This window comes from Mycoplasmopsis gallinacea (genome assembly GCF_900660495.1).
Classification (GTDB): domain Bacteria; phylum Bacillota_I; class Bacilli_A; order Mycoplasmatales; family Metamycoplasmataceae; genus Mycoplasmopsis; species Mycoplasmopsis gallinacea.
In genome coordinates this window covers 1,045,345-1,060,117 of the sequence record NZ_LR214950.1, presented here as the reverse complement: position 1 = coordinate 1,060,117, position 14,773 = coordinate 1,045,345, and the positions used below count along the sequence as shown (strand labels likewise).

12 protein-coding genes and 2 pseudogenes are annotated in these 14,773 nt (G+C 26.7%); all 14 read right to left on the bottom strand.

Features of this window, described 5'->3' with window-relative positions; all coding sequences use genetic code 4:
* Positions 1-108: 108 nt before the first annotated feature.
* Positions 109-1,736, bottom strand: a pseudogene (locus tag EXC51_RS04110) (IS1634 family transposase).
* 258 nt (positions 1,737-1,994) lie between these two features.
* The gene (locus EXC51_RS04105; RefSeq protein ID WP_129620646.1) at positions 1,995-3,050 is read right to left on the bottom strand and encodes a hypothetical protein; all 1,056 of its coding nucleotides are present in this window, start codon (positions 3,048-3,050) and stop codon (positions 1,995-1,997) included.
* Positions 3,050-4,045 (bottom strand): ABC transporter permease subunit, encoded by a 996-nt coding sequence (locus EXC51_RS04100; RefSeq protein WP_129620645.1) that lies wholly within the window; start codon positions 4,043-4,045, stop codon positions 3,050-3,052. Before EXC51_RS04100 ends, EXC51_RS04105 begins: the two co-directional genes overlap by 1 nt.
* Complete coding sequence (locus EXC51_RS04095) at positions 4,011-6,863, bottom strand: OppA family ABC transporter substrate-binding lipoprotein (protein ID WP_129620644.1); 2,853 nt, start codon at positions 6,861-6,863, stop codon at positions 4,011-4,013. The genes EXC51_RS04100 and EXC51_RS04095 overlap by 35 nt, the downstream gene beginning before the upstream one ends.
* 3 nt (positions 6,864-6,866) lie before the next feature.
* A complete protein-coding gene (gene era, locus EXC51_RS04090) occupies positions 6,867-7,748 on the bottom strand; it encodes a GTPase Era (protein WP_129620643.1) in 882 nt (293 codons plus the stop codon).
* Positions 7,748-8,140 (bottom strand): cytidine deaminase, encoded by a 393-nt coding sequence (gene cdd, locus EXC51_RS04355; protein ID WP_187469000.1) that lies wholly within the window; start codon positions 8,138-8,140, stop codon positions 7,748-7,750. The genes era and cdd overlap by 1 nt, the downstream gene beginning before the upstream one ends.
* Before the next feature lie 6 nt (positions 8,141-8,146).
* Positions 8,147-8,542, bottom strand: a pseudogene (gene ybeY / locus EXC51_RS04350) (rRNA maturation RNase YbeY); the annotation flags it as partial.
* Positions 8,543-8,714: 172 nt separating this feature from the next.
* On the bottom strand, positions 8,715-9,086 hold the full coding sequence (locus EXC51_RS04080) for an MAG1140 family protein (RefSeq protein ID WP_129620641.1): 372 nt from the start codon (positions 9,084-9,086) through the stop codon (positions 8,715-8,717).
* The gene (locus tag EXC51_RS04075) at positions 9,073-11,115 is read right to left on the bottom strand and encodes an Mbov_0121 family peptidase domain-containing ABC transporter (RefSeq protein ID WP_129620640.1); all 2,043 of its coding nucleotides are present in this window, start codon (positions 11,113-11,115) and stop codon (positions 9,073-9,075) included. The genes EXC51_RS04080 and EXC51_RS04075 overlap by 14 nt, the downstream gene beginning before the upstream one ends.
* 100 nt (positions 11,116-11,215) lie before the next feature.
* A complete protein-coding gene (locus EXC51_RS04070; protein ID WP_129620639.1) occupies positions 11,216-11,689 on the bottom strand; it encodes a hypothetical protein in 474 nt (157 codons plus the stop codon).
* On the bottom strand, positions 11,679-12,527 hold the full coding sequence (locus tag EXC51_RS04065) for an HAD family hydrolase (RefSeq protein ID WP_165001825.1): 849 nt from the start codon (positions 12,525-12,527) through the stop codon (positions 11,679-11,681). Before EXC51_RS04065 ends, EXC51_RS04070 begins: the two co-directional genes overlap by 11 nt.
* The gene (locus tag EXC51_RS04060) at positions 12,508-13,248 is read right to left on the bottom strand and encodes an L-ribulose-5-phosphate 4-epimerase (protein WP_129620637.1); all 741 of its coding nucleotides are present in this window, start codon (positions 13,246-13,248) and stop codon (positions 12,508-12,510) included. The genes EXC51_RS04065 and EXC51_RS04060 overlap by 20 nt, the downstream gene beginning before the upstream one ends.
* Positions 13,248-14,141: an L-ribulose-5-phosphate 3-epimerase gene (locus EXC51_RS04055; RefSeq protein WP_129620636.1), complete on the bottom strand. Its 894-nt coding sequence runs from the start codon at positions 14,139-14,141 to the stop codon at positions 13,248-13,250. Before EXC51_RS04055 ends, EXC51_RS04060 begins: the two co-directional genes overlap by 1 nt.
* Entirely contained in the window at positions 14,116-14,772 is a 657-nt protein-coding gene (locus EXC51_RS04050; protein WP_129620635.1) for a 3-keto-L-gulonate-6-phosphate decarboxylase UlaD, read from the bottom strand. Before EXC51_RS04050 ends, EXC51_RS04055 begins: the two co-directional genes overlap by 26 nt.
* Position 14,773: the final 1 nt, after the last annotated feature.

The window sequence follows — 14,773 nt, the reverse complement described above, 5'->3', positions numbered from 1 at the left end:
TATTAAAGCAAATAAATCCTGAGTTTCCAAGTTGATACACTATAAAAAACGAATACATCTATAAATAAGGTGTATTCGTTTTTTATATTTAAAATTACACACATAGAATTAACTCATACATGCGATAAAATCTTTATAAATTTTTATATTTTCTTTATGGTTTTCATCCAAATCATTAATTATTTCTTGTACCACTTTTCCATTTACTTCTTTTTTTGTTATAGTCATCATTCTTAATGAATCCACAAATAAATCTAACGTCACTTTTTGTACTTCTCCATTGATTTCATAATATTTCTTTAATTTGTAAAGACAGTATTTTAAAACAACAAGAGCAATGAAACATAACAAAAGATGCGCAAGTATATGCTGTTCATTATGAACAAAAACAGGTCTAACTTGTAAAGAAGATTTTAATGTTCTGAAATTTTCTTCTACTTTTCATTGTTTTCTGTAAATTTCATTAGCTTTTTCTGGTGTTAAATCTAGAATATTGGTTTCAATAATGTAAAAACCATCTTCAGATTCTTTTTTCTTAATTTTCTCTCAATTTAATTTACCCACTGTTTTGCCATCAATGTCCATGTATTTCTTTTTATATTCTGGAACTAAAGAACTAAGTGGTAGTTCTCCATTTACAGTTTTCTTATTCAATTTATCAATAAAATTATTTCTTCTTAATTTATCTAAAGTCTTTTTCCAGGACTGAAAAACACACATCATTTTCTGTATTTACCGTTAAATCTATTTTTATTTCAAATAGATTCAACAATTTGTTCTTTTCAAAACATTTCATCTCTAAAAACATAATGTTTGTCTTCAAGAATGAATTTTTTCATCCCAATACTTAATGTATCTAATCTTTTTTGAAATATATATTTAATTCCTTTTTGTTCTAGGAAACGTAAGTTTGTGTTGTTATTTATTCCACGATCTGCAACTATTGTAATATCCTTTATTTTATAGATTGATTGAAGTTCTAAAACGAAGGATAACATTGTTTTACCATCAGCTGTGTTACCTGGAAAAACTTTATAGTGTATTGGTATTCCGTTTTCATCTACAGCCATTGCTATGACTACTTGATCTTCATTGTGTTTTCCGTCTTTTGAAAAACCGTTTTTTCTTATTCCTTCTCTTGTAAAGCTTTCAAAATAAACTGTTGTGTTATCGAAGTGAAAAACTTTATTGTTACGATTTGTAAATTCATTTATTTTTTGAAATAAATTGACTAAAACAGAATTCTTATTTTCGAAAATAACATCAAGATAGTTATATATTGATGATTTTTTAACATTAATATCATTTATAAAATCACTTTTATTTTTATATTGTGACATATAGCTTCTTGGAAGGATAATTCTAGTTGCTATGAAAAATTCCAAAACCTCTTCTAACGATTTATGTTTACTTTTTGGTAATGCTGAAAATAAATTTAATTCTTTAATAACTTTATAAATTAAATCAACTCCAATATTTTGGATACTTGTTTTTACAGAAGTGGGTTTTAATAATTTAAAAAATTCTTCTTTTGCAACAGCTTTATCTAAAGATGTATCTACTTTTTTTGCTATTTCTTTCATATCTTCAATTGAAGATAATCCATACTTTTCTTTGATATCTTCTCAGTATCCTAGACCAATCTGATTTCCATAACCTTTTTTAAAACCTTTAGAAATAGCTAAAACTAAATAATATTTTCCATTTTGTTTTTTCTTGCATAAACTGTAACTCATGCTCTTATTATATCATTTTATGTATGTAATGTAAGTAAAAAAATATTTTTTTCTTTAGCTCATATATCTTTGATATATGTATAAAAAAATGAGCCTAAAAAATAGGCTCAACTTGGAAACTCAGGGATAACTAATTAAGAAACTAAATTAATTATATAAACACAATTTAGCTTATGCTATTTTGTGTTTTTGTTTGCGATTTTACTGATATTAAAGCAAATAAATCCAAAATAAAAAGCTTGCAAGAGCAAGCTAAGATTATGAATTTTTCGGATCAAGATATAAATCAATTTTGATCGTTAAAAACTGAAAAGTAATAAAAAAGGTAGTTAAATAAAGAGCAGGAAAAACAATTTGAGCCCAGTTTATAGCTCGATATTCTCAGTTTTTTTGGAATAAAACAGCTACATTGTTGTCAAAATGATATCCGTAAAAATGAATTGTTGCAATAAAGAATATAATGTAATTAATTCTCCGAGCAAATAAAACCAAAAGCTTTCCAACGATGTTTTTGAAAATATACTTATTTATTACTCTGAGTTTATTTCCATGAATATAAAGCATATTTTTAAGTATATCTTGCCCTATAAATTCTAATGTGTAATTATAGCTTCAATAGCTAATTCTAATTGTTCCGGTTATAAAAATAACAATATAAACAGCTAATTTATTTTGAAAAATTAAAAGTGCAATTAAAATTGTCAAAATATCCGGAAGTGAGATAAATAAGTTAAAACCTTTGATTAAATTTTTAATAAAGAAAGATTCAGAAAAAGCTAGATAGCTTCCAAGATAGAACCCAAAGAAAAATTCCAAGATAAAAATAGCAATAGCGATACTTACACTTACACAAAAAAGCTGCAATGAGTTAATTAAAACATCTTTACCTTGTGCATCAGTTCCTAAAATTAATCAGTGATTAAAACCTGTTTTTTCTAAGTATTCACGATGATTAAAAATAATTCGATTAAAAGGCATCGCCTCAATTTTATAATTGATTTTGTGCTGCTTTAAATTATTGATAATTTCATTTGATATTGAAGAGTTATTATTAGCTAAATAATAATCTTGATTGGAGCTAAAAATAGGCTTTACTAAGCGAGATATTTCAAAATCATGTTCATTTTTAGTAAAATGGTCGTTTGTAAAAAAGAGACTAATAAATGCAAAAAATAGCATTAAAAGTAAAATAGCAAGAAGAATAATATTGATTTTAGATCTGAAAAATCGCCTTAAAAAACTGCTTTTTTCAACGTGATAGCGAATATTATTTCTTTGTTTATTTGGAGCAAATTTGAATAAATTCTGGCTCATTATTTACTTCTTTCTACAAATGGATTTAAAATGATTCTAATTACTTCACAAGCAAAATAAGAAATTGAGAACGATAAAACAATTAAATAAATTAAAACGCAAATTGGTCCAATTTCTTTTTTAATTAAAATTCCGTAAATATGTTTTCAATTTCCAGGAATATTAAAATAAGTTTCTAAAAATACACTTGAAGATAAACTCCCTACAAGTAAAAAAGGAAATAAAGGTAATAGAGCAACAATAGTATTTTTTAAAATAGATTTTCGAAAAATGGATCATTCTGAAAATCCTAAGCTTTTGTAATAAGTATAGCTAGGATGCAATAATCCTTTAATTGTTTCACCCCGCACTATCTTTACTATTGCTGATTGCGAAATTAATACAATAGTTACAATCGGAAAAAGAAAGGTTGAAATTTTTTTAGGGTTGTAATTTACAATAATTCCAAAAAGGTATTCAAAATGAATTACAATTGGGATTACAATTAAAAGTGAAGTTGATAAGAATAAAACAGAAAAAAAGTTAATTAAATAATCAATATAGCTTCTTTTTTTATAACCTGCTCACACACCTAGTAAATAACCTATCATAAAACTTAAAAATTGACTAAATATAATAATTAAGTAATTAACTTCATTGTTAGATACAAAGTAAGTTCAAGCATTACGATCATTATTAGAAAAAACCGCAATACTTGTATCTACCTGTGAAAATTTAATTGCACTAAAAGTAATTAATTTTCACAGAAAAAGAAATGATTTAGTAAATGCGGTTTTATCTAAGTTATATTCTTTACTTTGTTCCACTAAATTTATGCTTCCAAATTCATTAGATGTAATTTTAATTTCTTCATTTAAAGGTAGTGGGTATAAAGAAATTAAAATTAAATGCACTAAAAAAGTAAAAGCTATAACAAAAGTAATAGAAAGAAAGAATTTTTTTAAAATTAATAAAAAGATTTTATTTTTGAGATTTAACTTTATAGTCTTGAACATAAATTACGTTATCAAGCGGAATTACTAAATCTAAGTCTTTATGAGTAATTAAGTATGAGCTTGTTTTAATAAATTTAAAGATGTCGATACCAAATGATCTTCAGATATTTAAATCTTGAAGAAGTTGTACAACTGTTTCATTTGTGTGAGATTTTAAAAATCTAATTGCAAATTCTTTTGATGTATTAATGTTATGAACAAGTCATTTGTTATCAACTATTAAATAACCAATTCCTGCAGGCCCATTTTTGTTAGCATATGTTCAACCATTTAATTTTGCATCATAAACACTGTTTCTATATAATTGCATCTCTTCAAAAGAATTAAATTTATCTAAATCATCTCAAACAATATCACGATAATTTCCCTCGACACTTGGGTCATAAATTTTTGCTAATCTATATTTCTTAGATTCAAAATCTTCTTTCATAGCTTTAGAAAAAGCATATAAACCAGGGAATTCAACTGCTAATGGGTCATTTTCATTTAAAATTGAAAACTTATATCATAATGCAAATGGACTCATTCCGATACCGTGAGTTATTTTATCTAAAAATGAATATTGAGATTGCCCACTTTCATAAGAATAAACTATCTTTTGATCAATTGAGTTATATCCAGCACCATTTTCTTCACCTAAAGCTTTGGTAATTTCTTCTGAAGTTGTAAGTTGAACAAAAACAGGTTCTAATCTAGGGTCAATTGATTTAATGGTATTAATTATTTGATTATAAATTTCTCTTTCTTTTTCATTAATGATTCTTGAATTATAAATGTATCATTTAACTTTTTGACCTCTTTGATCAGCACTTAAAGATTTGTAGAAATTATCAAGTAATTTTTTCATTTCAGCTTTAATAAGCTCAAAATTTGCACTTTCGTATGATTTAGTGTTGTTGTTATTTTCTAAAGTTTCTACTGTTCCATCAGCAAGAATTACTTTTAAGGTATTGATAGTTTCATGAGCATCACGTGGAGATTTCACTTTTGATGTTTCTTGGTTATTTCCACCAATTAATGCATCTGGTGCAGCATTTGTTAATCAAGGAATAATTTGTGAACTATTATCTGAATTAACTTTTTCAGCTACTCATTTTCAGTTAATTGCACCGTTAAGTAAGCTTCTAAATGATACAGAACGTGTTTCAAAAAGTCCACTAGAAATTGATTTAGATCCAAAAACATATCCGGTTTGATCATCTGTTTGCTTTTTAAATCCACGTTTGATATCATCAATTGTTGCATTATATACTAATTTAGCATACACATTGTTAAAAGCGTGGTTTTCGTAATCTTTGCTATAAACTTCATCTTTAGTGATAATATTTGGGGCTGGTGTGATGTTTGTTCCGGTTAATCCTTCAGATTTGTTTTTATTGATATTTTGAATGTAAGTAATGTTGTATTTACTTAAATCGCTTAAATTAAGTTTATGTAAATCATTTTGTGAATAATCATTAGAACTTAAGATAGAATTTTCACCATTAAGGAAGTTATTTAATTTTTGAGATTTATCCGAAACATTTGCATTTAATTTGATTGTTTGTAAAGATTTTTGTGAATTTACAAATTTTGTATCTCAGTAATTAGGATTTTTCTTAAATGATAAAGAATTAGTTTTTGAACTTCCTTGATACGGAACGTAAGCGCTAGCATAAAGATTTTCTTCAAACCCATTCACACCATAGAAGTAAAGACCAAGTTTTTTAACCATTTTATCACCATAAATAGGTGCTTTAAGGGTTTTGATTTCTCCATTTTTTTCCAATGAGTATTGGTAGTCAATTGTTTCATTAAATTTAGGTTTTTGTGATGATTCTTGAATATATTGACTTGGCGCTGCTGAAAACAAATTCGAATCTTTAAGTACTAAATTTCAGAAAGTTAAAAAGTCACCATTATTTTTAGAAGCTTCTTCATCTGTTTGAAAAACTAATTTACCATCTTTGATTGCATTTAACGGATTTAAATCTTCATTAGTCTCTCTAAATAACTTAACTGAAACTTTATTTGATGTAAATAAGTTTTCGTTAGTAAATAATTGATCATTGAATCTATCATTTACCCCAATTCTACTCATTGCTTTTTGATCAAGGAAACTAGATAATTTTTTGGCTAATTCAGCTTTTTTACTTTGTTTTTGCTTTTCATCAAGATTTTCTACATCATTATTAAATAAATCTAAATAAGAATTTTCTCTATTGGTATGCCCAATGTGATATGAACGCATTCATGAGAATCAAAAATCTTCTGGCACAACTTTGTATTTTGTTTTAGTTCCTTTGTTATCACTTCAATATACATTATCTCTTACTTTGATTTCGATTTTGACAGCTTGTTGCATTTTTTCTTTAAAAAAGCGACTGTTAATAGATTTTGGATCTTCTGAATATAGTTGTTCGTAAATAAAATCTGAGCTAAATGTCGATTCTGAAACATTATCATTATTAAATGTATTAGATTTTTCTTTAGCATCATAAACAGTAATTGATTCAGCTAAATCTAAAGCAAATTTGTAAGTTCCTTTTTTAACAACTTCACCATTTTTATTTGGGTCAATAATTGGTGAAGTAATTGTTTGGTTTCTGAAAAGTTTTGCACTTGAAATGGTAGCTAAAATATCATCACTTTTAACACTACTTTGCGATTCCGTTGAATTATCAAGAAAAAGAGGATTAAAAGGAATATTTCCTTGGTAATTAATAACTAAAGTATCTTTAGCAGCAACTTGCTCATCTCCACAAGAAATAACAGCTAAAGGTGAAGCAAAAGATGTTGCAATAATTGCTGATGAGAGTAAAAATTTATATTTTTTCATTGTCTAACCTCTTCCATAACCGAATTTAGATAAAGTTTTTTCATCATCAATTCATTTTTTAGCAATTTTAACAGTTAAGTTTAAAGTTACGCTAACACCAAATTGATGCATCATTTTTATACGTGCGTTTCTACCTATTTCTTTTATTTTAGAGGCACCTGCCCCAATTACCATCCCTTTTTGAGAAGCTTTTTTAACATAAATGATTCCCTCAATATCAAAATGTTCATCACTTTCTACAAACTCAGTAACTTCAACAGCAATTGAGTGTGGTAGTTCTTCTCTTAATGCATTAATAGCTGCTTCACGAATGATTTCTTTAGCTAAAAAACGCATTGATTTGTCTGTTAAGTAATCTTCATCATATTGTGCTTCCCCTTCATAAGCATATGATTTGATTAATTTTATAACGTCATTAATGGATTTAGAATTATTTACATCTGTTGAAATGATGTGATTAAAGTTGTATTTATTTAATTGATCAACTTTAGCAACAATTTTTTCTGGTTGAGATTTTACTTTATCTACCTTTGAAATAACTGCAATTTTGTTTTTTACATCTTTAATTTTCTCTAAAATCATTTCATCACCTGAACCCAGTTCTTGATCTGCAGGTGTTAAGAATAAAAGTACATCGATATCTTTAAAAGTATCATAAGCACTTTTGTTTAAATGTTCCCCTAGTTTATTTAAAGGCTTGTGAATACCTGGTGTATCTGTGAAAATTATTTGATATTCATCATCAGTATAAATTCCTGTAATTTGGTCTCTTGTGGTTTGGGCTACATCAGTCACAATCGCAACATTATATCCAATAATAGCGTTTAAAAGAGAACTTTTACCTACGTTAGGTCTTCCAATAATTGAAGCAAAACAAATCTTCATTATTTAATATCCTTTGCTCTAATGCTAAATGGAACAAGTTCTTCTACTGTTGAAATTCTAGCGCTGCTTCCATCGTTTTTGTATTGATAAACTTTGGCATCTAAAGGCATAAATTCAGTCATGACTTGTCTACATCCAGCACATGGGCTAATATAATCATCTTTTTGACTAATAATGTGTATTTCTTTGAAGTTTCCAACCACTCCCCCATATGCTACTGAACCAAAAAGAGCGCTTCTTTCAGCACAAAGTCCAGATGGGTATGCTGCATTTTCAACATTTACCCCATAGTATTCATTTCCATCATTATCAATTGCAATTGCAGCTACTCTAAAATTAGAATATGGTGCATATGATTTATCAAGTAATTTTTTTAATTTTAAAATATCCATATATTCCTCATTTCTTGTTATATTTAAAGGATTAAAAATATCATCCACGATTTTGTTCATCACTTCTCGTTCATCTTCTTGTTCATGATCATATCCTTGAAGATGCACTAGACCATGTGTGAAAAGGTAACAAAATTCTCTTTTTAATGAATGATTAAACTCTTTAGCTTGTTTTACAACTTTATCAAAGCAAATAACAAGTTCACCAAGATGATAAAAAGGTAATAAATCGTAAAGTTCATTATCTCTAAAATCAAAAGATAAAATATCAGTGACATAATCTTTGCCACGATATTCATTATTTAATTTTTTAATTTTTTGTTTTGAAACAATAGTTACATCTAAATGAATAGGTTTTTTGATTTTGAAATATTTTGCAAAATTCTTAATGATTTCAATCATTTCATTTTCATAAAAAATATAGTTTTTTACTTCTGAATGAAAATTTAATTCGATATTTGATTTATGCATATTTTTAATTATATTAAGAAATATATTTTTTGGTATTAATAGTAACTAAAAATTAGATTTTTTTAATTAAAACATAATAAATATGGCATTTTTTCACATTTAATTACAAATTAAAGAGAAAAGTAAAGAAATTAACTCTTTTTAAAGTAAGAAACACCTTACACTGATAGCAATTATTGAGTTTCATTTGCTCTTTGAGAAAATCTGATTCAATTAAAATGGTATTTTCACTTTGATTAATAATCTCAATTTTGGTTTGATAATGCAAAGAGTCTATTTCAAAATTAATATTGTAGCTGCTTTGAATTTCTTTACCTAAATTGATATTCTTTAGCTCCAATTCATCATTTTGAAAAATAACTATCGCAGGTTCTTTTTTATCTATTTGAATAAAAAATAAGAAAACTAAAATAGCTCCAAAAAGAAAAAATAAGAAAAGAAAGAATAAATAATAGTTTTTGTTATTTGATTCCATTGATTGTTATCCTTTTTGAACTTGGGAAAATATATCTTTGATTATGTGAAATTTCAACAACTATTTTTGAAGCTAAAAGAATTTGAAAATACTTTTGAAAAATTTGAAAAATCTCTATTGATAAGTTCTCAAAAGCTTCATCAAAAATAATTACATCGTATTCAAAAATAAATAATTTAAGCAGCTTTACAAATTGAAGCTGACCTTTTGAAAGTTCATTAATCATAGTTGTTTCAAAATCATAAATGCCCACTTTGCTTAAAAGAATATCTAATTTGGTTTCTTTCAAAAGCGAATGGAATTGATTTAAATTATCAACTGATAAATACTGAGTTAAAGAAATAGACATTTTTTGCTCATTAGAATCAATTAAAGCAATTTTTTGTTTAACTAAGTTATTCTCAAAAGGTCTTACAATTTGATTGTTAATAAGAATTTCTCCTTCGTCAAAATCATTCACTCCGGATAAAATTTTCGATAAAGTAGTTTTTCCGCATCCATTATTACCTTCAAAAATGCATTTTTGATCAATTATGAGATTGTCTATATTTAACTTTTTATAACTAGAAAATTTGTATCCTAAATAGCTAATTTTGATGTTTTCAATTCTTTGTTCAAAAACTAAAGAACTTTTATTTTTCTCATCAATATCTTTTGAATTATGTTCAAAAATTCTTAAAACTTCAAGGCAATCCTTATATTTTTTATAAGTTTGTAAATGAGATGTAACATTCTTTACCGGTTTAATAAATAAAGATGCACCTGTTAAAAAGAAGATAAGCTCTGTTTTCGATAATTTATTATGTCAAGTTAGAATTGCTCCAATTAGTAAAATGAAAATAGGTGCAATAATTGAAAGAAAACCTTCAATTGAGCCATAATTAATGTTATTTGAGTAAAAATTTGAGACTATTTTGTAAGAATTATTGTTTTGATTTAATCATTTTTTAAGTAGAGTTTCATTTAAAATTGGGTCATTGTTAACTTTGAAACTGAATGATAAATTATTAAAGTCATTTCCTTCTTTTAATTTGTTATTAATGATTTGTCTATAGTTTTGGTCGTAATTTGTTTTGATAAAAAAGCAAATTATTAATGAAAAGATGCAGTAAATGACGACTATTGAAATTAAATAAATGTTAGTAAGATAAAAAATAACTCCAGAAATTACAAAAGAAAGAAAATCAGCTAAAACATCACTTTTAAATGTAAGTTTATAAAAAATGAAAAATTCATAATTTTGCATTCTTTGGTAAATTTCCAATTCATCATATTTTTGAAAGCGCTTGTTATTTAAAGTAAATAAATTGAGAAAACTTTCTTTTTTAGCCAGGCAAAATTGATTAAAGCTATACTGGTATAGTTTCTTAGTGATAAATGATTTTAAATAAGCATTGAAAAGAATAAATCAAAATAAGATCAGAAAAAGAGATAAGGCTAAATAAAGCATTGATTTTTCAATCAAAATTCCAAAAAAGAGTTTATTTGCATAAGCAATTCCTAAAGTAACTAAAAAATCAATCATTAAAACACAAAAATAAAAAACACTGATTTTTGTGCTTAAAAAACTTAGTTTTACTTTGGATTTTTGAGCTTTTTGTTTTGGAGCTATCTTTTGGAAATCTTTATTTAGTTTAAATTCAAGAACTACGTTTTGATAAATGATTTCAAAATCTTCAAGTTTCATTTTGACATCACCTTTTTTAGGGTCATAAAAATACACTTTTCCTTTCCTTATTTTGTGTAATATTACCATATGATTGAAATTATTTTCCCTAATAATCGTTGCAAAAGGAAATTCATCACTTTCAAGTTTTTGTAAATTATCAGCAGAGCATTTAAAGAAATTTACTTCAAGATTGTTGCTACTTGCTAATTCTTTTAATTCAGAAAGACTTAGTCCTTTAGAAGAAAGGTTAGATTCATCTTTAAGCTTTTCAATTGAAATTTTTTGCTTGGTAAATTTTTTGATAAAAAATGATAGCACAATAAGTGCGCATTCATTAGAAGAAATTTGTTTTGCTTTCATACACTTATAATATAAATTTTGGATGATTTAAGTATCAAAAATGAACTAAAAAAACAAAAAAGGTAATTTTTTCCTTTTTTGTTTTTTTGATTGATAAAAATTATTTAGTAACTATTTGAATGTCAAAATTATATTTTGAACTATAAATAATTTGCACTATCTGATTGGTTTCGATTGCATTTAACTGGGGTTGGCACAATCTTTTAAATTCAATTAATGGTCAAGCAAAAAACTTTCCTTGCTCAATACTTTTTAATGATTCTACTGGGATAATTAGTTCTACTTTAGGTAAGATTTCAAAGCTAAATTGTTTTTGATCCGCTTTAGGTTTTTCTAAGAAAATTTTGGTATTTAACACTTTTTGAAATTCGTTGAAGAATTTAAAGTTAGGATCTTTATTTATGTCAATTCAAGTTCTTTCATGAATTGCTTCAGTATGGCTCATAAGTTCATTTATGCTTTTATATGGTCTTGATGCTCATTTGCGAATTGATAAGGTTCATATTGATGGGTAATATCAAAATCTTCCATCAATATAGTTGATTTTCATTTTTTTAACCCGTTTAATCTTCATAGCCATTTTTTGCTAAAAATTTAGCAACTCCTTCATTATCGTTTGTATCAATAACAATTTTAGCTACTTTTTTAACTTCTTTAACTGCATTACCCATCGCAATTCCTCAGCTAGCATTTTTAATCATTTCAAAATCATTTAAAGCATCGCCAAAAGCGTAGCTATTTGATATATCTAAATTTATATATGCGAAAGCTTTTTGTACTGAATTTCATTTATTTGATCCTTTTGGCATTATATCGATGACAGAACTTTGAGATTTAACAAAATAAATATTTGAAGATACTTTTTCAATTTCTGCTAGTGCTTTTTCTAAAATTGAAGGTTCAATTTTCTGTGCAAGAATTAAGAATTTTATAAATTTTAAATTTTGAGTTTCTTTTGAAACTTGTGTTTCGGTGTATTTTCAAGAGTATTTATAGCTTGGATCTTTCACTTTTGGATAAATCATTTTTTCAAATCATAAAGGATTGTGAATATTTTCTCCAAGCATTTGATCAAGTGCATAAGCTAGAAAATCGATTTGGTATTTTTCTAAAATTAAGGTAATTTGTTCTGCATCTTCTTGACTAAAAGTGTTACTATAAATTATTTTTTCTGTATTTGGATCGTAAATAGCAGCTCCATTGGCGCTAATAATTGGGGTTTGGATATTTAATAGATCTATAATTTCCTTATTCATATAATAAGGTCTACCAGTAGCAATAAAAACTAAATGATTTTGAGCTTGTAAAAGGTGAATTTGCTTAATTGTTTCTGTAGTTAAAACTTTATCACTTGTTAAAAGTGTGCCATCTAAATCGAAAATGAATTTTAAATTAGTGCTTTTCTTGTCCATATGTAGCGTTTTTACCATGTTTACGTAAATAGTGTCTTGTGATAAGCGCATCTTGCGCTTGGTGTGAATCTGAATTTGAAACAATTAAGGTGTTAATAGCCATTTCAGCTACCGTTTCAAGTGTAAGAGCCATATTAACAGCATCTAATGGTGATTTAAAGCTTCATGCAAATGGTCCATGTTCTTTAACAAGTGTTGCTGGAGTTGCTTTAAAATCTAAGTTTCTATTTTTAAATGTTTCTAAAATAACTAAGCCAGTATTGTGTTCATATTCTGAATCAATTTCTGCTGGTGTAAGTGCTCTTGCACATGGCACAGATCCATAAAAATTATCTGCATGAGTTGTTCCAAAGCAAGGAATATCTTTTCCTGCTTGCGCAAAAGCTACTGCATGTTTACTGTGAGTGTGAACAATTCCCTTCATATCAGGGTTTGCTTTATATAAGAGTGTGTGAGTAGGAGCATCTACTGATGGTTTGTATTTTGAATCGTAAATATTATTTTCTAAATCAGTAATTACCATATCATGGTAAGAAAGTTTATCGTATGAAACTCCACTAGGTTTAATTACCATAAATTTGCGATCACGAGTAATTCCTGAGACATTACCTCAAGTATGAATAACTAATTTGTAATCAACAAGCTTTAAATTTGCTTCATATACTTCTTTTTTAAGAAGTTCAATTTCATCTTGGTATTTTTTTGGTACTTTGTAACGCATTAATTATCTCCATCTACATTGGCTCAGCATTTTTCATAAAACTCTTTTGCATCTAAAATGTATTTAATAGCTTCTTCTTTAGTTTCATTTGGATCATTTAAAGATCACATTTCAATCATAATCGGTTGATTTAATTTGTGTTTTTTAAGAATTTTAAGCATATATTCAAAATCAACAGTTCCACTTCCAAAAGGAGTGTCTCTAAATTTACCCGGAACTGTATCTTTAAAATGAAAAGCTACAAGTTTATTTTTAGCAATAACAAGTTCATTTTCTAAATCTTCTTTGTGAGCTCATTGATATACATTTCCTAAATCTGGATAAATTCCAACGTAAATACTATCAAGTTTATTAACTCAAGTTAAAGCTCTTGAAATAGTTCCCATAAAGCGAGTATCCATAATTTCAAAAGCCAGCATAACTGAATGTTTAGCAGCTATTTGCAGTGCTTTTTGCATTCCTTGATAGAAGTATTTTTTAGTTTCTTCATCAGAATTTTCATAATATACATCATATCCAGCTAATTGAACAGTTCTAATACCAAGTTTTTTAGCTAAAATAATAGCTTTTTCCATAATTCAAAGAGCTTTTCTTCTAATTTTTGGATCTTTTGAGCCAAAAGGATATTTACGATGACCTGAAAGAGTCATTGAATTAAAGTTAAATTTATGTTTAACTAAAAGCATTTGTACTTGTTGAATTTTTGCATCGCTTCAAGATAATCTTTTTAATCTCTGTTCTGATTCATCAACTGAAAATTCCATAAAATCATAACCAGATGCTTTAGCAATTAAAATTTTCTCTTCGAGTGAAAATTTATTATTAATTGCTTTTTCATATATTCCGATAAGTCTATTCTTTTTCATATTAACTTCAATATTTGTCAAATTCATCTTTAAATGCTTTAGCTGCAAGTTCTGGATTTTCTGCATCCCTTAAGCTACGACCAGCAATGAAAATGTAAATTGGAATATCTTTGAATAATTTAATATCTTCTAAAGCTACACCACCTGTGACAGTAACTTTGAATCCCATTTTTGAAAGGCGATCAACTGCATTAATATCTTTTTCACCTCATTTAACACCAGAAGCTTGTGAATCTCTACTTCTGTGTCATACAACTTGTGGAACATTAGCTTCTTTTCAAGCTTTTGCTTGTTCCCAAGTAAAGTTAGAAGTCATTTCAATTTGAACTTCATTTGTATCTTTGTATTCTTTAGCAACTTTCATTGTTTCTACAATAGTAGGAAGCTCAGCTGCACAAATACATGTAGTATAATCTGCTCCATTTTCAAAGAACATTTTTCCAAAAACTTTTCCTGCATCAGCAATTTTTCCATCTGCAACAATGATTTTATCTGGAAAGGCTTCTTTAAGAGCTTTAATAGCTTTTTTACCTTCTGATGCAATTAAGATTGTTCCAACTTCAATTACATCAATGTATTTTTCAACTTTTTTAGCTGAATTAATAGCATCTTCAATAGTTAAGTTGTCTAAAGCGATTTGTAAAAGTGGTTTTCCCATT